At 65.4% G+C, this 23,185-nt stretch carries 24 protein-coding genes and 1 tRNA gene; 7 read left to right on the top strand and 18 right to left on the bottom strand.

Annotation, left to right across the window (positions count from 1 at the left end; all coding sequences use genetic code 11):
• Nucleotides 1-86: 86 nt before the first annotated feature.
• Complete coding sequence (locus AAE021_RS01370) at nucleotides 87-1,319, top strand: acetyl-CoA C-acetyltransferase (protein WP_342023912.1); 1,233 nt, start codon at nucleotides 87-89, stop codon at nucleotides 1,317-1,319.
• Nucleotides 1,320-1,419: 100 nt separating this feature from the next.
• Here the strand turns inward: AAE021_RS01370 and rplL are convergent, their stop codons facing one another.
• The 13 genes from rplL to AAE021_RS01305 all read right to left on the bottom strand — a co-directional run bounded on the left by rplL (nucleotide 1,420) and on the right by AAE021_RS01305 (nucleotide 12,978).
• Entirely contained in the window at nucleotides 1,420-1,794 is a 375-nt protein-coding gene (gene rplL, locus AAE021_RS01365; RefSeq protein ID WP_341393373.1) for a 50S ribosomal protein L7/L12, read from the bottom strand.
• Between the two features lie 77 nt (nucleotides 1,795-1,871).
• Nucleotides 1,872-2,432: a 50S ribosomal protein L10 gene (gene rplJ, locus AAE021_RS01360; RefSeq protein WP_342023911.1), complete on the bottom strand. Its 561-nt coding sequence runs from the start codon at nucleotides 2,430-2,432 to the stop codon at nucleotides 1,872-1,874.
• Nucleotides 2,433-2,747: 315 nt separating this feature from the next.
• Nucleotides 2,748-3,608, bottom strand: a complete 861-nt coding sequence (locus tag AAE021_RS01355; protein WP_342023910.1) for a class II fructose-bisphosphate aldolase — start codon at nucleotides 3,606-3,608, stop codon at nucleotides 2,748-2,750.
• 1 nt (nucleotide 3,609) lies between these two features.
• Nucleotides 3,610-5,022 (bottom strand): GntP family transporter, encoded by a 1,413-nt coding sequence (locus AAE021_RS01350; protein WP_342023909.1) that lies wholly within the window; start codon nucleotides 5,020-5,022, stop codon nucleotides 3,610-3,612.
• 94 nt (nucleotides 5,023-5,116) lie between these two features.
• Nucleotides 5,117-6,013, bottom strand: a complete 897-nt coding sequence (locus AAE021_RS01345) for an NAD(P)-dependent oxidoreductase (protein ID WP_342023908.1) — start codon at nucleotides 6,011-6,013, stop codon at nucleotides 5,117-5,119.
• A gap of 52 nt (nucleotides 6,014-6,065) precedes the next feature.
• Nucleotides 6,066-7,508 carry a four-carbon acid sugar kinase family protein gene (locus AAE021_RS01340; RefSeq protein ID WP_342023907.1) on the bottom strand — a complete coding sequence of 481 codons (1,443 nt, stop codon included), beginning with the start codon at nucleotides 7,506-7,508 and terminating at the stop codon, nucleotides 6,066-6,068.
• Nucleotides 7,509-8,221: 713 nt separating this feature from the next.
• Nucleotides 8,222-8,947, bottom strand: a complete 726-nt coding sequence (locus AAE021_RS01335) for a FadR/GntR family transcriptional regulator (protein WP_342023906.1) — start codon at nucleotides 8,945-8,947, stop codon at nucleotides 8,222-8,224.
• A gap of 54 nt (nucleotides 8,948-9,001) precedes the next feature.
• Nucleotides 9,002-10,099, bottom strand: coding sequence for a GNAT family N-acetyltransferase (locus AAE021_RS01330; protein WP_342023905.1), 1,098 nt, complete (start codon nucleotides 10,097-10,099; stop codon nucleotides 9,002-9,004).
• A 124-nt stretch (nucleotides 10,100-10,223) separates the two neighbouring features.
• On the bottom strand, nucleotides 10,224-10,931 hold the full coding sequence (rplA, locus tag AAE021_RS01325) for a 50S ribosomal protein L1 (RefSeq protein ID WP_342023904.1): 708 nt from the start codon (nucleotides 10,929-10,931) through the stop codon (nucleotides 10,224-10,226).
• A gap of 143 nt (nucleotides 10,932-11,074) precedes the next feature.
• Nucleotides 11,075-11,506 (bottom strand): 50S ribosomal protein L11, encoded by a 432-nt coding sequence (gene rplK / locus AAE021_RS01320; protein WP_104052758.1) that lies wholly within the window; start codon nucleotides 11,504-11,506, stop codon nucleotides 11,075-11,077.
• Nucleotides 11,507-11,636: 130 nt separating this feature from the next.
• Complete coding sequence (nusG, locus tag AAE021_RS01315) at nucleotides 11,637-12,446, bottom strand: transcription termination/antitermination protein NusG (RefSeq protein ID WP_342023903.1); 810 nt, start codon at nucleotides 12,444-12,446, stop codon at nucleotides 11,637-11,639.
• A gap of 95 nt (nucleotides 12,447-12,541) precedes the next feature.
• Nucleotides 12,542-12,808, bottom strand: coding sequence for a preprotein translocase subunit SecE (gene secE / locus AAE021_RS01310; RefSeq protein ID WP_341393364.1), 267 nt, complete (start codon nucleotides 12,806-12,808; stop codon nucleotides 12,542-12,544).
• 97 nt (nucleotides 12,809-12,905) lie between these two features.
• Nucleotides 12,906-12,978: transfer RNA gene (locus AAE021_RS01305), tRNA-Trp, on the bottom strand.
• Between the two features lie 289 nt (nucleotides 12,979-13,267).
• On the opposite strand from AAE021_RS01305, the gene AAE021_RS01300 reads away from it, so the two are divergent.
• The gene (locus AAE021_RS01300; RefSeq protein ID WP_342023902.1) at nucleotides 13,268-14,488 is read left to right on the top strand and encodes a pyridoxal phosphate-dependent aminotransferase; all 1,221 of its coding nucleotides are present in this window, start codon (nucleotides 13,268-13,270) and stop codon (nucleotides 14,486-14,488) included.
• 33 nt (nucleotides 14,489-14,521) lie between these two features.
• Here AAE021_RS01300 and AAE021_RS01295 read toward each other — a convergent pair whose 3' ends face one another.
• A complete protein-coding gene (locus AAE021_RS01295; RefSeq protein ID WP_342023901.1) occupies nucleotides 14,522-15,211 on the bottom strand; it encodes a response regulator transcription factor in 690 nt (229 codons plus the stop codon).
• Nucleotides 15,208-16,509, bottom strand: a complete 1,302-nt coding sequence (locus tag AAE021_RS01290) for a PspC domain-containing protein (RefSeq protein ID WP_342023900.1) — start codon at nucleotides 16,507-16,509, stop codon at nucleotides 15,208-15,210. Before AAE021_RS01290 ends, AAE021_RS01295 begins: the two co-directional genes overlap by 4 nt.
• Nucleotides 16,510-16,642: 133 nt before the next feature.
• Here AAE021_RS01290 and AAE021_RS01285 point away from each other — a divergent pair, with 133 nt between their 5' ends.
• The 5 genes from AAE021_RS01285 (at nucleotide 16,643) to AAE021_RS01265 (ending at nucleotide 20,731) form a co-directional block, all read left to right on the top strand.
• Nucleotides 16,643-18,169: a PspC domain-containing protein gene (locus tag AAE021_RS01285; RefSeq protein WP_342023899.1), complete on the top strand. Its 1,527-nt coding sequence runs from the start codon at nucleotides 16,643-16,645 to the stop codon at nucleotides 18,167-18,169.
• Nucleotides 18,166-18,417: a hypothetical protein gene (locus AAE021_RS01280; RefSeq protein WP_342023898.1), complete on the top strand. Its 252-nt coding sequence runs from the start codon at nucleotides 18,166-18,168 to the stop codon at nucleotides 18,415-18,417. The genes AAE021_RS01285 and AAE021_RS01280 overlap by 4 nt, the downstream gene beginning before the upstream one ends.
• 116 nt (nucleotides 18,418-18,533) lie before the next feature.
• A complete protein-coding gene (locus AAE021_RS01275; RefSeq protein WP_342023897.1) occupies nucleotides 18,534-18,773 on the top strand; it encodes a PspC domain-containing protein in 240 nt (79 codons plus the stop codon).
• 156 nt (nucleotides 18,774-18,929) lie between these two features.
• On the top strand, nucleotides 18,930-19,958 hold the full coding sequence (locus tag AAE021_RS01270) for a 6-phosphofructokinase (RefSeq protein WP_342023896.1): 1,029 nt from the start codon (nucleotides 18,930-18,932) through the stop codon (nucleotides 19,956-19,958).
• A gap of 53 nt (nucleotides 19,959-20,011) precedes the next feature.
• Nucleotides 20,012-20,731: a GNAT family N-acetyltransferase gene (locus AAE021_RS01265; RefSeq protein ID WP_342023895.1), complete on the top strand. Its 720-nt coding sequence runs from the start codon at nucleotides 20,012-20,014 to the stop codon at nucleotides 20,729-20,731.
• A 17-nt stretch (nucleotides 20,732-20,748) separates the two neighbouring features.
• Here the strand turns inward: AAE021_RS01265 and AAE021_RS01260 are convergent, their stop codons facing one another.
• The 3 genes from AAE021_RS01260 to AAE021_RS01250 form a co-directional block, all read right to left on the bottom strand.
• Complete coding sequence (locus tag AAE021_RS01260; RefSeq protein ID WP_342023894.1) at nucleotides 20,749-21,147, bottom strand: ankyrin repeat domain-containing protein; 399 nt, start codon at nucleotides 21,145-21,147, stop codon at nucleotides 20,749-20,751.
• 134 nt (nucleotides 21,148-21,281) lie between these two features.
• Nucleotides 21,282-22,373 (bottom strand): YgfZ/GcvT domain-containing protein, encoded by a 1,092-nt coding sequence (locus tag AAE021_RS01255; RefSeq protein ID WP_342023893.1) that lies wholly within the window; start codon nucleotides 22,371-22,373, stop codon nucleotides 21,282-21,284.
• A gap of 59 nt (nucleotides 22,374-22,432) precedes the next feature.
• Nucleotides 22,433-23,032 carry an FABP family protein gene (locus tag AAE021_RS01250; RefSeq protein ID WP_342023892.1) on the bottom strand — a complete coding sequence of 200 codons (600 nt, stop codon included), beginning with the start codon at nucleotides 23,030-23,032 and terminating at the stop codon, nucleotides 22,433-22,435.
• Between the last annotated feature and the right edge of the window lie 153 nt (nucleotides 23,033-23,185).

Here is a 23,185-nt window from a genome sequence, read left to right as displayed (position 1 = left end):
CAGCGCCGCTGCATCCGGGCACATTGTAATCCGCTGAGATGCACGCCGGCCCTGACAATTTCAACGACGAAAGTGGATTTCCCGCCATGAGCAACCGCCCAGCCCAGGCCGCAGCAGGCCAAGAAGCAGCCATGACCGACGTGGTAATTGTTGGCGGAGCCCGCACTCCGCAGGGCCGGCTCAACGGCCAGCTTGCCTCCTTCAGCGCGGTTGAACTTGGTGCTTTTGCCATCGCCGGCGCCCTCGAAAAGTCCCGCGTTCCGGCTGCCGACGTCCACGCCGTCATCATGGGACATGTTGTCCAGGCCGGCTGCGGGCAGAACCCGGCACGGCAGGCCTCCATCAAGGCCGGGATCGGATGGAACGTTCCCACGGTCACCATCAACAAGGTGTGCCTTTCGGGCCTTGCCGCCGTCATTGACGCAGCCCGGCTCATCCGGGGCGGAGAAGCCACGGTGGTGGTTGCCGGCGGCCAGGAGTCCATGTCGCGCGGCCCGCATCTGCTGCCCGGTTCACGTCAGGGATGGAACTACGGCAACATCTCAGCGCTGGATGCGGTGGCCCACGACGGCCTCACCGATGCCTTCGACAACGATTCCATGGGCATCTCCACGGAGCGCGGCAACACGAAGCTGGCGATCAAGCGCCTGGAGCAGGACGAAGTTGCTGCCGCTTCGCACCGCCGGGCAGCCTCAGCCATGGCCTCCGGTGTCTTCGACGCGGAGATTGTTCCCGTCACCGTTCCCCAGCGCCGGGGCGAGCCTCTCGTTCTCACCGCCGACGAGGGCGTCAGGCCCAACACCACTCCCGAAACTCTTGCCGGCCTGCGTCCGGCCTTTGACCCTGAAGGCACCATCACGGCGGGGAACTCGTCCCCGCTGTCCGACGGCGCCGCTGCACTGATTCTCACGACCCGCGCCTACGCGGAGGACAACGGACTCGACGTCCTCGCCGTCGTCGGCGTTCCGGGCCAGGTGGCGGGCCCTGACAACACCCTGCATTCCCAGCCGTCGAACGCCGTCTTCGCCGCCCTTGACCGCGCCGGCTGGAGCGCCTCGGATCTGGACTTCATCGAGATCAATGAGGCCTTTGGCGCCGTTGCCGTCCAGTCGCTGAACGAACTGGGAATGGACCTGGACCAGTGCAACCTCAACGGCGGCGCCATCGCGCTCGGCCATCCGATTGGCGCATCGGGTGCCCGGCTTGCCCTGACGGCTGCCCATGAACTCATGAGGCGCGGCTCCGGCCGGGCCGCCGTTGCCCTGTGCGGCGGCGGCGGCCAGGGCGAAGCACTGCTTCTCTGGCGCGAACAGAACTAGCGGCGTCCGGCCGGAACCCGGCCCGGACACAGAAAGACCCCGTCCCAAAGGGACGGGGTCTTTGCCGTTTCCGCGGCCGGAACCGCGAAGGGAAAAACTACTACTTGACGGTAACCGTGGCGCCGGCAGCCTCGAGGGCTTCCTTTGCCTTCTCTGCGGCTTCCTTCGTAGCGCCTTCCAGGACAGCCTTCGGGGCGCTGTCGACAACGTCCTTGGCTTCCTTCAGGCCCAAGGAAGTCAGGGCACGAACTTCCTTGATGACTGCGATCTTCTTGTCGCCGGCGGCTTCGAGGATGACGTCGAATTCCGTCTTCTCTTCCTCGGCCTCGGCAGCACCGGCGGCGGGACCGGCAACTGCAACAGCAGCAGCGGTAACGTCGAAGGTCTCTTCGAAGAGCTTCACGAAATCAGAAAGCTCAATGATGGACAGTTCCTTGAAGGCTGCAATGAGCTCTTCGTTGGTCAGCTTCGCCATGATGTGGCGTCCTTCCTATAAGTGGTGCTCGGGGCACCATATGGTGCTCGGCACCGGAGTGTGGATTGGAAGAGCGATTACTCTTCGGTGGCTGCTTCTGCGGCCGGAGCTTCTTCAGCGGCCGGAGCCTCTTCGGCGGCGGGAGCAGAGTCGCTTCCCTCGTCGAGCTTCAGGCGCAGTGCATCGACCGAGCGTGCCAGCATGGACATCGGTGCCTTGAGGACACCGGCGACGCGTGCAAGCTGGAGCTCACGTGATTCAAGGGCAGCCAGGGCAACAACACCGGAAGCGTCAAGGGCATTGCCCTCGAATACACCGGTCTTGATGATCAGCTGCGGGTTGGTCTTGGCAAAATCCGTCAGGCTCTTTGCAGCTGCAACTGCGTCACCCTTGATGAAGGCGATTGCAGTGGGACCGGAGAGCTGGCCGTCGAACGCGTCGATGCCGGCTTCCTTGGCTGCAATGCCAGTCAGGGTGTTCTTGACGACCGAGTACTTGGTGTCCTGGCCGAGCGAACGACGCAGCTCCTTGAGCTGTGCAACGGTGAGCCCGCGGTATTCGGTTAGTACGGCAGCAGTTGAATCCTTGAAATCGGTGACGATTTCCTCAACAGCCGATACCTTTGTTGGCGTTGCCATCTAACCCTCCTTCCGGGGAAATAGTGCCGGTGGATCGGGTCCCGAACATAAAAAACGCCCCGGGCAGATGCACGGGGCTGAGCAGCGGAACACACAGATGTGTTCCAATAGCTGAGTTCGTTCACCTGCGCAGGCCGCCCCATGCTCGGGACTTTCGGATGTCCGATCAACCGGATTCCACCCATGATCCTGGAGATCCAGGGCGAGGGTGGGATTGAAAGCACATCGACCGACGGTCTTTGGTAGTTCAAGAGTACGGGAGAATCACCGCCGGGCCAAATCCCGCATCCCTTGCTGGATTTGGCCCGGCCAGGGTCATCCTGCCGCGTTGAGCAGTTTCAGGGTTTGTCCCGCAGTGCTGCCGGCCGCACGTGACCACGCCTGCATCAGGGACAGCATGTTGGCCCCGGAGGACATCGCTTCCGGCAACGCGGCGGCCACTGCTTCCAGGGTTGCAGTGCGCAGCTCGGTGTTGACGTTCACCTTGCCGATCCCCGCGGATGCCGCCCGTTCCAGGTCCGCCGAAGACAGGCCCGAGGCGCCGTGCAGGACCAGCGGCACAGTCCCGGCCGCTGTCCGGATCCGGGAGATGCGTTCCCAGTCGAGTCTCGGTTCCCCCGAGTAGTTGCCGTGGACATTGCCCACCGCCACGGCCAGCAGGTCCGCCGCGGAGGCGTCCAGGAAAGCGGCAACCGCTGCCGGGTCCGTCATCCCCGCCGCCGGATCGTGCTTCGCGGCGCCCCGGGAATCGTCTTCGTCTCCCCCAAGCGCGCCCAGTTCCGCTTCGATAACGACTCCGGACCCGGAGGTCAGGGAGGCAATCGACGCCACGAACTCGGCGTTGCGCACGGGAGGCATCCGGGACCCGTCAGCGAGCACGGCATCGGCTCCCGCTGTCACGGCAGCCTGGATGAGCCCGGCGTCGGTGGCATGGTCCAGCTGGACCACCACCGGCACCCCGGCGTCGTCCGCCAGCCCCCTCAGTGCCCGAATGAACCGCAGCCCTCCGGGTCCGGCGGCGGTCTTCGGCGCCACCAGCAGGATGACAGGAAGCCGGGCGTCTTCTGCGGCGGATACCACTGCCAGCGCGGTGGTGAAGTCGTAGCAGGTGAATGCGGGGACGGCCGAGCCTGCCGCCAGCCGCTCCAGGACGAGATCGTTCAGGCGTGCTCTCATGTCAGCCCGCCAGCGGACTGAGGACGAGCCACAGGCCGCAGGTCAGGAGGAAGCCGCAGATACCCAGGAGGGTGGTCAGGACAGTCCAGGTTTTCAGTCCGTCCGCCACCGACAGGCCAAGGTAGCGCGTCACGATCCAGAACCCGGAGTCATTCACGTGCGAGAAGCCAAACGCACCGAATCCGACAGCCATGGTGATCAGTGCCATCTGCAGGGCGGAGAAGTCTCCGCCGGAGACCGATGCCGCCAGCAGGCCGGCAGTGGTCACGATGGCAACGGTCGCGGAACCCTGCGCCGCCCGCAGCACTGCGGCCAGCACATAGGCCATCAGCAGGATGGGCAGGCCGGCCGACGACAGCGTGTCAGCCAGTGCGGTGCCGATGCCGGATTCGGTCAGCACCTTGCCGAAGGCGCCTCCGGCACCCGTCACGAGAATGACGATGGCGGTGGGGGCCAGGGCGGCATCCATCACTTCGCCGGTGGTCGCCGAGCTCCAGCCCCGGCGGATGCCCAGGAAGAAGAACGCCAGGAAGACGGTCACCAGCAGGGCGATCACGGGTGAACCGATGAGGCTCAGGACCGGCAGCGCGGCGGCGTCATCGGGAAGGACGACGGCGCTGACGGTGCCGGCCATGATCATGAGGATGGGCAGGACGATGAGGGTGATGATCATCGCCGGGGATGGCGGTGCCTGCACTGATGTTTTGACGGCGGTGTTGCCGGCGCCGGATTCAACCTCCACATCGGACTTCCCGCTGCCGAAGAGCCGGAACTGTTCAGCGGTGGCGGCCACCATCGGGTAGTCCCGGCGGTTCATCCACTGGGCCACAAAGTACGCCGGGAAAGCGAGCACGGCGCACACCGAAAGGGCCAGGATGGTGATCCAGCCGATATCGGCGCCGATGACCCCGGCGCCGCCCACAATGCCGGGGTGCGGCGGAACCACCACGTGGATGGCGAGCATAATGGCTGCCACGGGCAGGCCGACCTTGAGCGGGTTGACGCCGGCGGCCTTGGCGAAACCGTAAATGATCGGAACCAGGATGATGAATCCGACGTCAAAGAAGACGGGAATGGCCAGCAGGAAGGCCGCGCCGGTCAGGGCCGCAGTGACCCGCTTGGAGCCGAGAATCTTCGTAAACTTGCCGGCCAGCGCCTCGGCGCCGCCGGAGAGTTCGATCATTTTCCCGAGCATCGCGCCCAGGCCCACCAGGATCGCCACGGAACCCAGGGTGCCGCCCATACCCGCCTGGACGGCTGCGATTACTTCGTCCAGCGGTATCCCGGCGGCAACGGCCACCAGCACACTGACGGTCAGCAGTGCCAGGAAGGCCGGAATCTTGAACTTGATCACGGCCAGCAGCAGCACGGCGACGCCGGCCACAGCGATGATCAGGAGCGTCAGTGCGCTCATGGTGTGTCTCCTTTGACAGGGTGAAGGTAATGCGGGTGAGGGGTAGTGCAGGTGGGGGGTAGTGCAGGTGGAGGTACGGCAGGATGGGGAGTGACTAGCCTTCGGGAGCCAGCACCTTGATGACCGCGGAATCATCCGCGGCACCAAGTCCGGCAGCCTGGCCCAGCAGGTACAGCTGTTCCGCGGCGGCTGCCACCGGCGTCGGCAGCGCCACCTCGCGGGCCGCCTTGGTGACGATTCCCATGTCCTTGACGAAGATGTCCAGGCGGCTAAGGACTTCGGCCCCGCCTTCCTCATAGGCCTCGAGCATGCGCGGCCCGCGGTTGCCGAGCATGAAGGACGCGGCTGCGCCGGCTTGGAGGGCATCGAGCGTTTTGCCCTCGTCCAGTCCCAGCGACTTGGCCAGTGCCAGCGCCTCGGCAGCTGCCGCGATGTGCACTCCGCAAAGCAGCTGGTTCACGGTCTTCAGCGCCTGGCCGTCGCCGGCCTTGTTGCCGACAATGCTCAGCGTGGATGCCAGCAGGTCCAAGACGGGCTGGGCGCGGTCCCGCGCGGCGTCGGATGCTCCGACCACAATCAGCAGATCGCCCGTGCCCGCGCGGACCGGGCCGCCGGACAGCGGTGCGTCAACGAGCTCGACGCTGAGCTCCGCCAGCTTCTCCGCCACTTCAGTAACGGCGGCCACGCCCACGGTGGATGTCATGATGACGACGGCGCCCGGCTTCAGGGCGTCGGCGATCCCGGTGTCGCCGAACAGGACATCGTTGAGCTGGGCGCCGTTGCGGACGGCCAGCAGCACGGCGTCAGCTCCGGCTGCCGCCTCAGCCCCGGAGGTGAAGGTGCGGATGCCGGCGGCGCCGGCCAGCTCGAGGCGGGCAGGGGCGATGTCGAAACCGTTCACCTGCAGGCTCGTGGCCAGGCGGGTTGCCATGGGCAGGCCCATGGCGCCCAGGCCCAGGACGGCGACGGTGTATTCGGATGATGTGTTCATCGGTTGGATCCTTTGTGTGTGCTGGAAGCGGGGTGTGGAGCGGGTGTGTGTGTCAGGGCTTGGACAGGGTGGCAACGACGGCGGTTAGTGAGGAGTCGTCTCCGACGTTGCCCGCGAAGACCACGTATGGGATGCCCTGTGCCGGGCCGTCCACGGGTTCCCACAGCGAGACGATGCCCGGGAGCATGGGCCCGCGGACAATGGCGCGGCGGATCTGCAGGCCCTTGGCCGCGACGTCGGATGATGTGATGCCACCCTTGGCGATGACGAACCGGGGCGGGTTGGCGGCCAGGACACGGCGGACAACGTCCACGACGGCGGCCGAAACACGGCGGGAAATATTCAGCGACTCATCGCCCGTCGCGGCCGTGATCAGCAGCCGGCTGGTGTGCAGGACGACGTCGCCTTTCTTCAGCGCCGAGGCCACCGCGTCTGCCACCGTGGCCAGGTGCGCCTCACGCGCCGCGTCATCGAGGATGAGTTCGACAGTGATTTCGGCGGTAAACGCCGGCGGGCGGGTGCTCTGCAGGTGGTTCAGCTGGCGGGTGGTCAGGCCCACGTGCGAGCCGACGACAATCAGCCCGCCCTCGCGCGAGCCGGCTTGGGCGTTCTGCCCGGTGGTGCTCCTCGGCCCATAAACGTCGTCTGCGGTCAGCGGGGCATGCTGTTCCTGACCGATGGCGGCCCGGACAAACGGTGGACCCACCCGGTACACGAAGCGCCGGCCGGCGGCTTCTGCCTGCTGCAGGCCCAGTGCCAACAGGCGCAGATCATCTTCCGTCACGGCGTCCGCCACCACCGGATTGCCGCCGGTGACCGAGGCGAGGACCGCCGCGACGGCTTCCGGGCCACTGCGGATGACGTCAAGGGTAAGGGGCACGACGTCGCCGGCGGCCACCCGCCCCCGGGTCTTCTCCTCGACATAGTTCCTGAGGTTGGAGTTGGCATAGCCAAACGTTGCGTCACGGGCGAACTCCGTTTCGGCGATCGGCTGGAGCTCCCCCGCGCTGCGCATGTAGTGCACCGATCCAATGGTGATCCGGTTGGCTTCCGGAAAAGCCGGAACCATGATCACGGCATCCGGTGCCGGGAATCCGGCGGCGACGAGCGCTTCGCCCAGGACATCTGTTTCCAGCGGGAAGTGGCCCCGGAGAGTGGAGTCGCTGCGGGAGACAAAGGACAGGCGGATGTCGCGGTCCGCGGCTGCGGCCAGGGCGCCGGCGACAATTTCACGGTTGATCCGGGCCGCATCCTGCGTTGAAAGGCTGCGGGAATTCGTCAGCACATAGAGGGCGGGGGTGCCGGTGTTGAAGGCCCACTCAAAGTCGGATTTTTCCCACGAGGTGAGGACGGGCAGCCCTGCTACGGACTGGGTGCCGGTGGGATCATCGTCCAGAACAACAAAAACGCTGCCCGCTGTTCCGGCCGCTACGGCAGCTGCCGGCACCTGCACTGCGGCGGGATACTCCGCAAGCAGCATGTCCAGATCTTCCATGAAAACTCCTATGTAGTCAGATGTCAGACATCTTACTCATAAGTGTGTCCAAAGATACAAGCAGCGGGATGCGCGGGCAGCTCGTGGCGCGTTGGGCAAGGAACTGAAATCGGGGCACGGTCACATCAGGGCGGGGCCCCTCAGCCGCATCTATCGCGCAGATAACGGGCGATCCGCTCCGGCCCCGCGATCCTTCGCGCAGATAAAGGGCGATCCGCTCCGTCCCCGCGATCCTTCGCGCAGATAATGGCACCAAAAGCACCAAATTGGCCCTCTTGTGCCCCCTGATCTGCACGAAGGATTTCCGGAAAGCCCCTGATCTGCACAATAGATACGCGCAGAAACCCGCGGGGTCCCTCAGCCGCATCCATCGCGCAGATAACGGGCGATCCGCTCCGGCCCCGCGATCCTTCGCGCAGATAAAGGGCGATCCGCTCCGTCCCCGCGATCCTTCGCGCAGATAATGGCACCAAAAGCACCAAATTGGCCCTCTAGCGCCCCTGATCTGCACGAAGGATTTCCGGAAAGCCCCTGATCTGCACAATAGATGCGCGCAGAAACCCGCGGGGTCCCTCAGCCGCATCCTTCGCGCAGAGAACAGGACATCAACACCGTTGGATGATCCGGCGTGGAGTTTTCGGAGCCAGTCACCCGAGACCAGACACCGGGGGCCAGACACACGGGCCGGCCTGCCAGGGGCCGGGGCGTGACCGCTAGGAACCGGCCGTGGCCACGGCGTCGTCACCGATCACGTAATGCACCAGGTCCTCATGTGTCTGGTTCATGTGGTTATCCATCGCAACCCGTGCGTCTTCGGCGTTGCCGGAGGCCAAAGCGTCGTAGATGGCGCGGTGCATCAGGATCGCGTGTTCCTGGATTTCGGGCACGGCGGAGGTCTCCCTGCGGCCGGCGCTGAGCAGGCGGCCCAAGGGCAGGTACATGGCCGGAACCAGCATATTTCCCGACGCCCTGAGGATTACGTCATGGAAGGCAATATCAGCGGCCACAAACCGGTCCACATCGCGCGCGTCCGATGCCTCCACCATCCGTTGAAGGTGGCCCCGCAGCAGCTTGAGGTCATCCTCGGTGTGCCGCACCGCGGCGAGGGCAGCCGCACCTGTTTCGATCATCCGCCGCACTTCCAGGAGCTGGACCGAAGTATTGTTCCGGCCCTTGCCGAAGGCTGCCGCGCGGATCATGGCATCCAGGGAAGTCCATTCTTCGGGCGCGTTGACGTATGTGCCGCGGCCGCGCTGGACGCTGACCACGTTCTGCGCCCGGAGTGCCTTCAACGCCTCCCGAACCGTCAGGCGGCTGACGCTGGATTCAGCTGCAATGTCAGCTTCCGAGGGCAGGGCCGAACCCGGCCGGATCTCCCCCGCAATGATCCGGTCCAGCAGCAGATCGGCGACTGTGTCCACCAAGGTCTTTCGCATCATGATGCCTCTCGGTAAACAGTCTGATGTCAGACGATGAGCTTACCAAGGCGGGCGCTACCGGGATGGCCGCAGCTTTTGCCATTCCCCCGAATACCCGGCGGGCTTGAAACCCAGCTGGTCGTTGATGTCCAGCATGTGCTTGTTCTCGGCGGCATTCCAGGTCCAGATGCGCACTGCTTCAGGGAGTTCTCCACGGAGCCGCACCAGGTTGGCCGTCTTGAGCAGCAGCCCAAGCCGGTGTCCGCGGTGGTCCCGGAGCACGAGCGTGTCATCTTGGAAAGCGACCAGGGGGTTGCTGTTGAACACCATGAGCATCGAGTGGCCCGCGAGCTGGCCGCTGGGTACATGCCGCACCGCGCTGACCAGGACCTCGGCATCCATGTCCTGCGCCTTCCGCTCGGTTTCCCGGACCCGCGCCGCGTCCCAGTGCTCCTCTTCGAGGTTTAGTCCGGCCATGGGAGCGTCGGTGCTCATCTTTTGCCGGAGCCGGGCGTAGGCATCCACGAGGTGTTCCGGGCAGGATCCGCGCCAAAACTCGAGCTCGTAGTCCGCGCCCGCAGCGGCGCCGGCGGTTTCGAGGGCATCCTGTCCGGGAGCGGCGTCCGCCACGTTGAGGACACTGATCCGCTCCACCTGCTCAAGCGTGAAACCGGCCTTTTGCGCAAAGGCCGCGGCGGCGTCGGCCGGGATGGAGCCCGTGCCGCTTTGCGGTGCGAGTGTACCGACGTTGCCACCAGGCCGCGCGGGATGGTCCGTCTCCCCCAGGAGTGTTGTCCTGCCGCTGGCGGCCGCGGCCTGCTCCGCCGCCGCCTGCAGCCGTAATCCCAGGCCCGTCCGCCGCGCGTGCGGCGCGACGACCACGTTGATTAACGCGGAATGCGTGTTGTCCGCCAGCGGCAGGCCCACAGTGGCCAGCCCCACGATTTCCTCACCGGAGCGGGCAGCCAGGAGAACCCGACGCCGGACGGGGGTCGTGCGGCAACCGGCCAGCTGCGTCTCCGGAGTGTCATGGAAATCGGTGTTTCCCCACAGCTCAAGCATGTGATCGTTGAGCAGCCGGCCAGCCGCAATAAAGTCCGCCGCGGCGGGATCCGAGGCGTCCAGGGTCTCGGGGATGGCCAGCGGAGCGATCAGGGCGGATGTTTGAGTCATGGCTCACATCCTGCCGGAACGGAGCGCGGATACGCAAAAGGCGGCCGCAGCAAAAGCTGCGGCCGCCTTTTGGCGGATCAGGGGACGGCTGGCGTCCCTGCGGGCGGTAAGGCCCTAAATCCAATTACGCGTCGGCAAGAACCTTGGTCACGGCCGGGTCCACGGAGATGCCCGGGCCGAACGTGGTGGAGACGGTTGCCTTCTGGATGTAGCGGCCCTTGGAAGCGGACGGCTTCAGGCGCAGAACTTCTTCGAGGGCTGCAGCGTAGTTCTCGGCCAGCTTCTGCTGATCGAAGGACACCTTGCCGATGATGAAGTGAAGGTTGGAGTGCTTGTCGACACGGAAGTCGATCTTTCCGCCCTTGATGTCGGTGACAGCCTTGGCGACGTTCGGGGTAACCGTACCGGTCTTCGGGTTCGGCATGAGGTTACGCGGGCCGAGGACACGGCCCAGGCGGCCGACCTTGCCCATCATGTCGGGGGTGGCAACGGCGGCGTCGAAGTCGACCCAGCCTGCTGCAACCTTTTCGATCATGTCGTCGGAACCAACGAAGTCAGCGCCGGCTGCAATAGCCTGCTCTGCCTTCTCGCCCGTTGCGAAAACCAGGACGCGGGCGGTCTTACCCGTACCGTGGGGCAGGTTGACCGTGCCGCGGACCATCTGGTCAGCCTTACGGGGATCGACGCCCAGGCGGAATGCGACCTCAACGGTGGCATCAAACTTGGACGGGTTGGTTTCCTTCGCCAGCTCTACAGCCTCAACCGGTGCGTACAGCTTGTCCGCATCGATCTTGGCTACAGCTGCTTCATATGCTTTGCTGCGCTTTGCCATCTGCTTTTTCTCCTTGTGCAGTTGTGGTCTGTCGGACCGCGCTCGGCCCTGCCACGCGCCGTCGCGCCTGCTGGCGCGACCGGCTTTTTATGAGTGTAAATGTTTGTTCCGCAGGCTGACCCGCGTCACGGGGTGAAGGCTAATTAGCCTTCTACGGTGATACCCATGGAGCGGGCGGTGCCGGCGATGATCTTGGCGGCAGCCTTCACGTCGTTGGCGTTGAGGTCTTCCATCTTCATGGTGGCGATCTCTTCGACCTGGGCCTGCGTCAGGTTGGCAACCTTGGCGGTGTGCGGGGTTGCGGAACCCTTGGCGACGCCGGCAGCCTTCTTGATCAGCTGTGCAGCCGGAGGGGTCTTGGTGATGAAGGTGAAGGAACGGTCTTCGTAGACCGTGATCTCCACGGGGATGACGTTGCCGCGCTGGGATTCCGTTGCAGCGTTGTACGCCTTGCAGAATTCCATGATGTTGACACCGTGCTGGCCAAGTGCCGGACCAATCGGAGGAGCCGGGTTAGCGGCACCTGCGTTGATCTGCAGCTTGATGAGGCCGGTGACCTTTTTCTTGGGGGCCATGAAAGGGTCCTTCTCTAAATTATGTTCCCGGGGAACAGGAGCGTCCGTCCGGGTTGGTGGCCGCCATGGCGTGGCGGCCGGACGCTGCCGGCAGGGTAAAGCGGACCTGCAGACAACGAAGTCTTTAGTGCTACGCCAGCTTGGTGACCTGGCCGAAGCCAAGAGTCACCGGAGTCTCGCGCTCGAAGATGGTCACGAGGACCACCAGCTGTTGGGATTCGGGCTTGATCTCGGAGATCGTGGCCTGGAGCGTCTCGAACGGTCCTTCGTTGACCGTTACGGGCTCGCCAACCTCGAAGTCCACTGCGTAGTTCGAAGACTCCTGCGCGGGCTTGCCGGCTTCGGTCTTCGGGGAAACCACGGTGTGCTCCAGCATGGAGTAAACCTCTTTGAGGCTCAGCGGCACCGGGTTGTGGGCGTTGCCCACGAAGCCCGTGACACCGGGAGTGTGGCGCACAACGCCCCAGGAGGCGTCGGTAAGTTCCATGCGCACCAGCACGTAACCGGGGATGCGAACCCGGTTGACGATCTTGCGGGTGGTGTTCTTGATCTCGACGACTTCCTCCATCGGGACCTGGATTTCGAAGATATTATCTTCCATGTCCAGGGTCTGGATGCGGGTCTCGAGGTTTGCCTTGACGCGGTTTTCGTAACCGGCGTAGGAGTGGATGACGTACCAGTCACCCTCCTGGCGGCGCAGTTTGGCCTTGAAGGCTTCTGCCGGGTCTTCCTCGGGCTCTTCTGCGGAGTCTTCCGACACAGCTGAATCTTCGGAATCGTCGTCGGAGTCTGCGGAATCAGAGTTCACGGCCTCGTCGGCATCTGCCGGCGCGTCGCCTTCAGCAGGCACCTCGGCGGCGTCTGCTGCGGTCGTTTCATCCTCGGCATCCAGATCAGCGGTTTCGTCATTGATCTGTGATTCGAGTTCTTGCTCGGACACGTAGATTCCTGCTTTCTTCTTCAGAGCTCTATGGGGTTTGTCACTAGCTCAAAGGCCTGCGGTTCCTGCCCTCGGGGCGGAACACAGGCAGGGCGCTAGCTCTCGCCGCTGCCTTCACCGAAGATCCACAGTGCTCCCGCACCAAAGACAAAATCCAGAACTGTCACGATAACGATCATCACGACCACAAAGGCCAGAACCACGATGGTGTATCTCAGCAGTTCCTTGCGGGTGGGTGTGACCACCTTCTTCAGTTCAGCAATAACCTGACGAAGGAAGAGCGCAATGGCCGCGAAGAAGCCGCGCTTCTTGGGCCCGCTGGAGGGGTGTCCCTTGGAGCTGCTGGCAGCTGTCTCGGTCACCTTTCGCCTCACTCATCTGTTAGGTTCACAGCCGCAGCGCGTGCTGGGACTGCTGCTTCATGAAGGACTGCTGAGCTGTCGTGATGACAGCCGTGCGCAGGGCAGACAGGACTCGAACCTGCAACCTGCGGTTTTGGAGACCGCTGCGCTACCAATTGCGCCACTACCCTATGGAGGAAACCACTCTACCGGTAATGCCCCTCGTCAGCGAACCGGCGACAGGCACAGACCAGTGTCAGGACTTCAACACCGAAGGTCTAGTCTACTCAAAGTTTGCGGTTCCGTCGAACCGGGCCGTCCCGGGCCTGCGGCAACGTGATTTTGAGCGCTGTTTCCCGCGGTGCCGGTCCGATTCCGCCCAAGTGCGCGGGGCCGCTGCCGCCGTAAGAAACGGTGCACACGGGGACCTGCACCTAAACTGGGGTTGACCACCGCACCGCAACCATAGACGGGAACGCCATGCCTTCAACCGGCCGAATCTCAGAGCGCATCGCCTCCATCGCAGAATCCGCCACTCTTGCCGTAGACGCCAAGGCGAAGGCGCTGAAGGCCGCCGGCCGGCCCGTGATTGGCTTCGGCGCCGGCGAGCCGGACTTCCCGACCCCTGACTACATTGTCGACGCCGCGGTCGAAGCCGCCCGGAATCCCCGTTTTCACCGCTACTCCCCCGCCGGCGGTCTGCCCGAGCTGAAAAAGGCCATCGCGGAGAAGACCCTGCGGGACTCGGGGTACGCGGTGGAACCGGCGCAGGTCCTGGTCACCAACGGCGGCAAGCAGGCCGTTTACGAAGCCTTTGCCACGCTGCTGAACCCCGGCGACGAGGTTCTGCTGCCGGCGCCGTACTGGACCACGTACCCCGAAGCCATCCGGTTGGCCGGCGGCATCCCGGTTGAGGTCTTCGCCGGACCGGAGCAGGGCTACATGGTGACCGTGGAGCAGCTCGAAGCTGCCTGCACCGACAAAACCAAGCTGCTCCTGTTCTGCTCGCCGTCCAACCCCACGGGCGCCGTTTACCCCGCCGAGCAGGTTGCCGCGATTGGCCGCTGGGCCGCGGCCCGGGGACTTTGGGTGGTCACGGATGAGATCTACGAGCACCTGACGTACGACGGCGTTCAGTTCACCTCGATCGCCACCGCGGCTCCTGAGCTGGGCGACAAGGTTGTGGTGCTCAACGGCGTGGCCAAGACCTACGCCATGACCGGCTGGCGGGTGGGCTGGATGATCGCCGCCCCTGACGTCATCAAGGCTGCCACCAACCTGCAGTCGCACCTGTCCTCCAACGTCGCCAACGTGTCCCAGATGGCTGCCCTGGCCGCCGTGTCCGGCCCGTTGACCGCCGTGGACGAAATGAAGACGGCGTTCGACCGCCGCCGCCGCGCCATGGTGTCAGCGCTGAACTCGATCGACGGCGTCGATTGCCCCATGCCCGAAGGTGCCTTCTACGCCTATGCGGACGTGCGGGCCCTGCTGGGTAAGGAATTCCCGGGCGCGGAGGGGCCGGTCCGGCCGCAGACCTCGGCGGAACTGGCTGCCTTGATCCTGGAAACGGTTGAAGTGGCAGTGGTGCCCGGTGAGGCGTTCGGTCCCTCAGGCTACCTGCGCCTGTCCTATGCCCTGGGCGACGAGGACCTAGCGACCGGAATGGCCCGGCTGCAGGAATTCCTGGGCCGCGCTCAGTAGCTGTTGATCCTTCCGCCGACCGCAGGCCGCTCCCTAGAGCAGCCTGCGGTCGGCGGCCCACCGGCTGATTTCATGCCGGCTGGACAGCTGGAGCTTGCGCAGCACGGCCGAGACATGGGTTTCGACCGTCTTCACGGAGATGAAGAGTTCCCGGGCCACTTCCTTGTAGCTGTACCCGCGGGCGATCAGCCGCATCACTTCCAGTTCACGGGCCGATAGCCGGTCCAGCTCGTCGTCCACCGCCGCCACGGCCCCGGTGCCGAAAGCATCCAGGACAAATCCCGCAAGCCGCGGTGAAAACACGGCGTCTCCGCCAGCCACCCGCACCACGGCGTCGGAAATCTCCGCTCCCGAAATGGTTTTGGTGACGTAGCCGCGGGCACCGGCACGGATAACGGTCACCACATCTTCGGCCGAGTCCGAAACACTGAGCGCAAGGAACCGGGTGCTGCCCAGCATGTCCCGGCAGCCGGCAATCACTTCAGCGCCGCCTCCGCCAATACCGCCGGGCAGGTGCACGTCCAGGAGGACGACGGCGGGGCGGTGGGCGCGGATAACGGCAACGGCAGATTCCACAGTGTCCGCCTCGGCGACCACGCGCAGCCTGCCGTCCAGGTCTGCTTTGAGTCCGGACCGGAAGATGGCGTGGTCGTCAACGACCACAACGTTGATGCCGTCGCTAACAGTGATGCCGTCGCTGTTGGTGGTGGTGCCGCTTGTCATTGGTGCTCCGATGTCTGATTGGTGTTGGTGCCCGCTTCCGGCGCGGACCGGGACAGCGGCAGCGCCAGCCGCACTTCAGTCCCTTCCGGCCCGCTGCGGATGACGGCGGTGCCCCCGTTGCGCCTCATGCGTCCCACAATGGACTCGCGGACGCCGAGCCGGTCCGGGGGTACTGCCTCCGGGTTAAAACCGCTTCCGCGGTCGCGGATGAAAATCTCGGCGCGGTCCGCCGTGCACTCCACATAGACGGAGACCGGACCGCCGGCATGCTGGGCTGCGTTAATGAGTGCGGCCCGCGAGGCCTGGGTCAGGGCTTCGGTGGCAGCGTCCAGCGGAGCATCCCCCACCGTCACCACTTCCACCGGATACCCGTATTCATCCTCGACCGCAGCTGCAACAGCTGCGATGGAATCCGACAGCTGCCCGGGGGCGCGTGGGTCGTCGGCGTAAAGCCAGCGCCGCAGCTCCCGTTCCTGCGCACGGGCCAGGCGCACCACGTCCTGCTCGGAACCGGCACGGTTTTGGATCAGTGCCAGGGTCTGCAGGACGGAATCGTGCAGGTGGGCGGCGATCTCGGCGCGCTCGCGTTCGCGGATCCGGCCAGCCCGTTCCGTCTCCAGCTCACGCCAGTATTTGACCGCCCAGGGGGCGAAAACAAGAGCGACCCCGGCCAGGACAGCACCCGCGGCGAGCAGTCCCGCAAACAGCACATCCCAGGCCAGTGCTCCGGAGACCATCAGGAGCACGCCTACAACAACCAGCAGCAATCCCGCCGCCAGGCGCAGGAGGCCGGACCGCCGGTCGGCGCCGGCACGGCTGAGCAGTCCTGCCCGGCGGGCCTCATCAAGCTGGGACCAGGCCAAAACGGCGCCGGCCACAATGGCGCCGAGGGGGAAGATGACCCGCCAGTTGATGTCGGCCCCGAACCGCTGGGCGATGAAAACCGCGGCAACGGCCAGCAGGGCCAGCCCTGCCAGGACGTCCCTGCCGGCTGCGGCTTCAATCCAGCCCCGCTTGGTGGAGGGGCGCCCGGGGACGGGGTTTCCGGAAAGGTGGCCGGTGAAGTTTTGCGCCACGCTCCGGGGATTGCGCCCCGCGTCGGCGTTCTCCGCCGCCTCCCCCGCCGTCGGGACCAGGATCCACAGCCAGGCGTAGAGGACCAGTCCCGCGCCGCCGGACACTGCCAGCAGCACCATCAGCGCGCGGACCAGATTAACGGACCAGCCCAGGTGTCCGGCGAGCCCGGAACAGACGCCGGCAACCAGGCGGTCCTCGGGGCGGATCAGTGGTGCCTTCATGCCTTTATCCAAGCACGTTCCGGCGCGTCCCGACGGCCGTAACGGACGTCCCGGCCCCTTTTCAGGGCTGACTCAGGGTTGCCTCAGGGGAGTTCCCGATTCTTTCCCGCCGGTTCGCCGACAGAATTGAATCATGACCCCGCTCCCCTCAGAACCCGATCCGGCCGGAAACGACCGGCTGCCCGCCGCCGAAACCTCCGGCGCACCCACCGAACCATTGCCGTCCCACGGTGCTCCCACCCAGCCCCTGCCCCCGCATGCCACCGCCGCCGGATCCCACCGGATACCGGGGCCGGAGAGCGAACCAACTCCCGGCACCGGAACGGAGCAACGGCCGGGCGGGTTTTTCACCTGGGTCCGCTCCCTGGGCGTCGTGCGCGGCGGTGACCGCTGGATCGGCGGAGTAGCCTCCGGCACGGCCTCCCGCATTGGCCTGGATCCCATACTGGTCCGCGGACTGTTTGTGGTCCTGGCCCTGTTCGGAGTCGGCCTGCTGCTCTACGGGCTGGCCTGGGCTTTCCTCCCCGAACCGGACGGACGCATCCACGCTGAGGAAGCCCTGCGCGGAACCTGGACAACGGGCACCACCGGCGCACTAACGGCCATCATCCTGGGGGCCGGACCAAGCCTGTGGTGGGCCGACGACGGATGGTTCGGCGGCTTCTTCTTCTGGCCCCTCTTCTGGGTGGCTGGCGTTGGCTTCCTGATCTATTGGCTGTCGACCCGTTCCCGCAACGGCGTCAGCGCCGGGTCGACCGGGGGCAAATCCGCCGGAACCGTATATCCTGCGGGCACTTATCCGGCGCCGTCGGGCTTCGGTTCGACAGGTCCCGGTTCGACCGGATCCGGTTCGACAGGTCCCGGTTCGACAGGATCCGCTCCGGCGGGCCCCGGGCCGGCTTATCCGACGCCGGCGTATCCTGCGCGTCCTTCGTATCCAGCCCAACCCGGCTCCGGCGGGTACGGGGGTGCGCCGGACCGCGACGCACGGCCCGGCACCATGCACCGGCGGACCAGCCCCGGGGGCGCCGAGGTGGCCCTCGTTCTTGGTGCGGTCCTGCTCACCGCGGGGATCATCCTGACCTTGGACTACACCGGCGTGATGAATGTGGGCTCACCCGTTGGCGTGGCGCTGGCCGGCGCAGCAGTGGTCAACGGACTGGCCATTGTGGTGCTCGGCGCCATGGGCCGTTCCTCGGGAGTTCTGGGCCTGACCGCCGTCGTCGTCGTGGTGTCTGCCGCCGCCACCGGAAGCGGCATTGGAAGCTATGCCAACGTCGTCGTCGCCAATCAGGCGGACTGGGCACCGGACAGCACCCAGCCGGCCACCGGCGGTTATGCGCTCGCCGCCGGCGATGGAGAGCTTGACCTGCGGTATCTGTCCGACGCAGGCCGGTCCTCCGTGGAAGTACCGGTGACCGTCGCTGCAAGTGATATGACCATCCTGGTGCCCAATGACATTCCCGTCCTGGTCCGCACCGACATGCTGGCCGGCAATGTGGCGATCAACGACGGCGATTCTGTCACCGAGTCCGGAAGCATATGGCGCAGTTCGGAGCGGAAACTCAATGGAACAGGCACAGACCCGCTTGTGGTGCATGTGAAGGGATTCGCCAGCAACGTGCTGGTGACCGTGAATGAAAGCGACCTCGAACGATGAACACTTCGCCCACTTCCGATGCCCGCTTCCCCGCCGCCGATGAAGGCCGCAGGCCGGCACGGACCAGCACCATTGTGTGGGGCCTGCTCCTCACCGCCGCCGGCATCCTGCTGCTGGCATGGCTGCTGACGGACATCGCGTTTGACCCGCTGGTGGTCCTGCTCGGATTAACGCTGGGCACCGGCACCGCCCTGCTCGTCGGCGGCGCGATTTCCGCCCTGGGCAAGCGGAACCGCAAAAACAGCTGACCAGCTTCCCGAGCCATGCAACCCCAGTACCAACTTCGAGGGCACCAAACGCAGTGCTCATTTCACCCGGGGCGGAACCGCTCCTAAACCATGCACCGAACAGGCAGGCTAAAACCATGAACCGATTTTTCAGCATTCTGCGTTCCTCGCCCATTCACCGGACCAAGGGGTGGGCGGGAGGTGTTTGCGCCGGCATCGCACAGCACTTCGGCTGGGACGTCTCAGTGGTCCGGATAGTGGTCCTGATCAGTTTCCTCCTGCCCTTTGTGGGCGTCTGGACCTACCTCGCGGCATGGCTGCTGCTGCCCAAATCGGACGGAAGCATCGTCCTGGAACGCTGGATCGGCAACCGTTAACGCTTCATAACACGAGCCTTTCAGGGCGGAGTTCCGCAGCCAATCACGGTCCCGCAGCCTTAATGCGCGCCCCCGGCAGTGGCCCGGGCACCGGCGATGGCTAGAATCGAGGCTGAAGATCCAGCAGCCCCGCCAAACGAACCAGAGGTTTCACTCATGAAGATCGGTATCCTAACCAGCGGGGGCGACTGCCCCGGACTCAACGCAGTGATCCGCGGTGCTGTCCTGAAGGGGATCAAGGTTCATGACCAGGAGTTCGTGGGATTCCTGGACGGCTGGCGCGGAGTCGTGGACGGCGACATCATCGACCTTCCCCGGACCAGCGTCCGCGGCATTTCCAAACAGGGTGGAACCATTCTGGGCACGTCCCGCACCAACCCCTTCGACGGCCCCAATGGAGGCCCGGAGAAAATCAAGGCCACGATGGACCGGCTGGGTGTCGATGCGATCATCGCCATCGGGGGTGAAGGCACCCTCGCTGCCGCACAGCGGCTTACCGACGCGGGATTGAACATTGTTGGTGTGCCCAAGACTGTGGACAACGATCTGGATGCCACCGACTACACCTTCGGCTTCGACACCGCCGTCCAGATCGCCACCGAAGCGATCGACCGGCTGCGGACCACCGGCGAATCCCACCACCGCTGCATGGTGGCAGAGGTTATGGGCCGCCACGTCGGTTGGATCGCGCTGCATTCCGGGATGGCCGCCGGAGCACATGCCATCCTGATTCCGGAAAACCCGCAGAGCCTGGACCAGATCGCCGAATGGGTGACCCAGGCCCGCGACCGCGGCCGTGCACCGCTGGTGGTCGTGGCTGAGGGGTTTGTCACCACCGATATGGAGTCCCCGCATTCCGAACGAGGACTGGATGCTTTCGGCCGGCCGCGGCTGGGCGGCATCGGAGAGCTGCTGGCACCGGAAATCGAAGCCCGGACCGGAATCGAAACCCGCGCCACCGTGCTGGGCCACATCCAGCGCGGCGGAGTCCCCACGGCCTACGACCGCGTGCTCGCAACCCGGCTGGGCATGGCGGCCATCGACTCCGTGATCGACGGGCTCTGGGGCACCATGGTCTCCCTGCACGGCACCGACATTGTGCACGTGGGCTTCGAAAAGGCGCTGGATAACCTCAAGACCGTGCCGCAGCGCCGCTACGACGAGGCGTCCATCCTCTTCGGCTAAATTCGGCGGCTGGATTCGTCGGCGGGCGAGGGGCGCGGTGTAGTTTGAAACGTATGAATTTGGATCCGGGAACAATTGCGATCATCCAGCTCGCCTGGTCCCGCGGGCTGGGGCTGGCCGACGATGCCCTGGCCGGAGCCGGGGACGGCAGCCGCATCTACAGCGTCCAGGAACAGTCACGGCAGGTGAAATTTGTGCGCCTGTTCGGACGCGAGGTGTTCTGCGGCCCGGGCTGGGCCGCAGACCGTGCGCGCGGCAAAAGCGCCGATGAGCTGAGCCGGCAGACTGCCCTTGCCAGTCTTTCAGTGGAGTACGGCGGGCGGACGGTCGGATCCGACCGGCTGTGCTTCGCTGATTCCTTCCCCGGACCGGTGGAGCCCGCCGACGACATGGCGGTTGCCGAGGACCAGGAGTTTGCGGTTCAGCTCGAGCGCCGCTGCCCGCCCGACGACGTCGCGGAGGCCGGGTTGGCGGAGAAGGAGCAGCTGTTCATCCTGGTTGATGACAGCGCCGAGGAACCGGCCCCCCTGGCCGGAGCCGGGTACACCATCCGGAACGGCATCCTGGCGGACATCAGCACGCTCACCATGCCGGACGCCAGGCGCCGCGGCTTGGGACGCTACATCACCTCAGTGGCGGTGGAAGAGGCCATGGCAGCGGGGCTGATCCCGCAGTACCGTGCGCCGGTGGATAATCTCGGAGCCGCCCGCACCGCGGCCGGTGCCGGATTTGTGGCCGTCGGTGTCTGTTCCGAAGTCCAGCTTTCGGCTTAGCCGCCGCCCGGCCGGAGTTAGGGCAGCAGGTCCAGCATTTCCTGCCGCTTAAAGAACCCCGCCGTTTCCCGTGCACTGGGCGAGCCGGAGTCCGGGTCCGCTCCCCCTTCCAACAGGATGCAGAAGATACCGGTGTAGCCCTTGAACACGGCACCCGCGAGCGGGGTCTGGCCCCGGTCATTCTGCGTGTTCACATCCGCGCCCCGCTCCACCAGCAGGGCGGTCAGCTCTTCATGGCCGTGATAGGACGCCAGCATCACCAGCGTGTCGCCGGAACCGTTGGTGAGATTCACCGGCACGCCGGCGTCCAAATAGCCCCGGATCCCGTCCGTATCGCCGGCCCGCGCCGCGTCGAACACCAAACCCGCAAGCTCAATGATGTCGTCGTCAATCTCTGGGCGGGGTTCCGGGGTCATCTTGGATCTCCTCTGAAGCGATCTGTCGGTCTAGCGTCTTGCCACTAAGCGCGGCTGTATCTGAATCCGGCTGTGTCTGAATCCGGCTGTATCTGATTCCGGCTGTGTCTGAATCCGGCTGTATCTGATTCCGGCTATGGCCGGGGCGGGCGGAGGAAACCACCGGCACGCCCGACAACCTGCCCGGCGTCGGGCGCAACAATGATTTCCTGCGCGGCGGCGTAGGGCTCGCCGTCGTCGTCCACCACAAGTTCTGCGGCCGGGTCCGCGGAGCGCTTCACCACCGCCAGGGCCACTGCGCCCATCTCGTAGTGCTGGGCCACGGAGGTCACGGTGCCCACTTTCCGCTCCCCCAGCAGCACGGCGCTGCCGGGCGCGGGAAGGGTGTGCTGCGAGCCGTCCAGCTGCAGGAACACCAGCCGGCGGGGCGGATGCCCGAGGTTGTGCACCCGTGCCACCGTTTCCTGGCCCTTGTAGCAACCCTTGGCCAGGTGAACGGCGGTGCGGATCAGGTCCAGCTCGTGGGGAATGGTCTTGTCGTCAGTCTCCGCGCCCATCCGGGGGCGCCAGGCGGCAATGCGCAGCGCTTCGGAGGCCATGGTGCCGGCCAGGGTGCGTCCGGAGGCTTCAATGGCCGCCTCCAGCTCCTGTGCCGGGATGAGGTACTCGTGCCACGGCCGGTCGCGGCCGGGGTGGGAATCTTCGGGAACACCGGTGTACGCGTAGCCGCCCGGGCCGATGTTCGGCCAGGGGTCTGTCCATGACTGGTACTGCTCCCACGCCGGCACGGGGGTCATGGATGCTACGACGGCCCACTCTTCGCTGACGTCCGCCACCTCCACCCGGAGCATGAATTTCATCCGGTCGAGCCACTGGGCCAGGGGCTCGGCTTCGGCTGCCTCCACGGTCAGCCACGCGGTGTTGCCGTCGTCGAGGATCCGGGCGTCGTGCTCAATCCGCCCCTGCACGCTGAGCAGCAGCAGTTCCGAACTCATCCCGGGTTTCAGGTCGAGAACGCCCTGCGAGGAAAGGGTATTCAGCCAGCTCAGCCGGTCGGGGCCGCTGACGGTGACAACGCCTCGGTGCGAGAGGTCCACAACGGCGTTTCCGCGGGCCAATTCACGCTGTTCGCGCAGCGGATCGCCGTAGTGGGCGGCGACGCCGGCATCAAGGCCGCCGGCTTCCACCGCGCCGTGACGGGACAAGAGGGGGCTCAGGTAAGTCATATGGAGTGCAACGTCCTTGCGGGGGCCGCTATTCCTCCGGCTTTCCCGGGGGAAGCAGGTCAGGCGTTCTTTTTGAGGATGGCTGAAGCGTGGGCCGTCAGGGAGTTGCCGCCCTCGGCCACATCCCAGCGCCAGTACAGGTCGCCGTTGACCAGACCGAAGATACGGGTGGCGGCGGTGTATTCCTTGGAGTTGACGCCCCGCATGACCAGGTCCGTGGTCAGCGAGATCTGCGGGCCCTTGATCTGGCCGTAGTACAGTTCCGCGATGCCGCCGGGATGGACAATCGTGGCCGTAATGTCAAAGCCGCCGTTGTCGTTGCGGAGCTTTTCCACCTCGTCGGCGCTGCGCATGGCCGGGACGATGTCCGCGGGTGTCAGGCCAGGGCCGCCGTCGGCGTCGTTCAAGGGACGGTCGAGTGCCCAGAACCCGGTTTCAACCGCGAGGGGGCGCAGGACGGTGCCTTCCTCGTCCGTGAGCCAGCTTTCAGCCTCGTACTTCAGATACGGCAGGCCGTTTTGGCTGAAGGTCACGCGCTGCAAGAAGTGCTCGGAGTCGGCTTCACCCTCCCCGAGACGGCCGGAACCTTCCCAGGTGCCAAGCAGCCAGGACAGCGGCACGAGTTCGGGGGTCAGATCGGTGGGGATCTCCATGGGCATGGCGCTGACCTGTTCCTTCGGTTGCTGCGGGTGGGTTACTTCTGCCCTTTATACAGGCGGCTGATGACCAGGCCGGCGAAAGCGGCCATGCCGACGCCGGTGATGCCGAGCAGAACGATGAAGAAGATTTCAAGGGCTAAGAGCGAATCCATA

Origin of the sequence: Arthrobacter citreus (assembly GCF_038405225.1) — a bacterium.
Classification (GTDB): Bacteria; Actinomycetota; Actinomycetes; order Actinomycetales; family Micrococcaceae; genus Arthrobacter_B; species Arthrobacter_B citreus_A.
The sequence above is the reverse complement of the archived record's forward strand: the minus strand, read 5'-3'. Positions and strand labels throughout refer to the sequence as shown.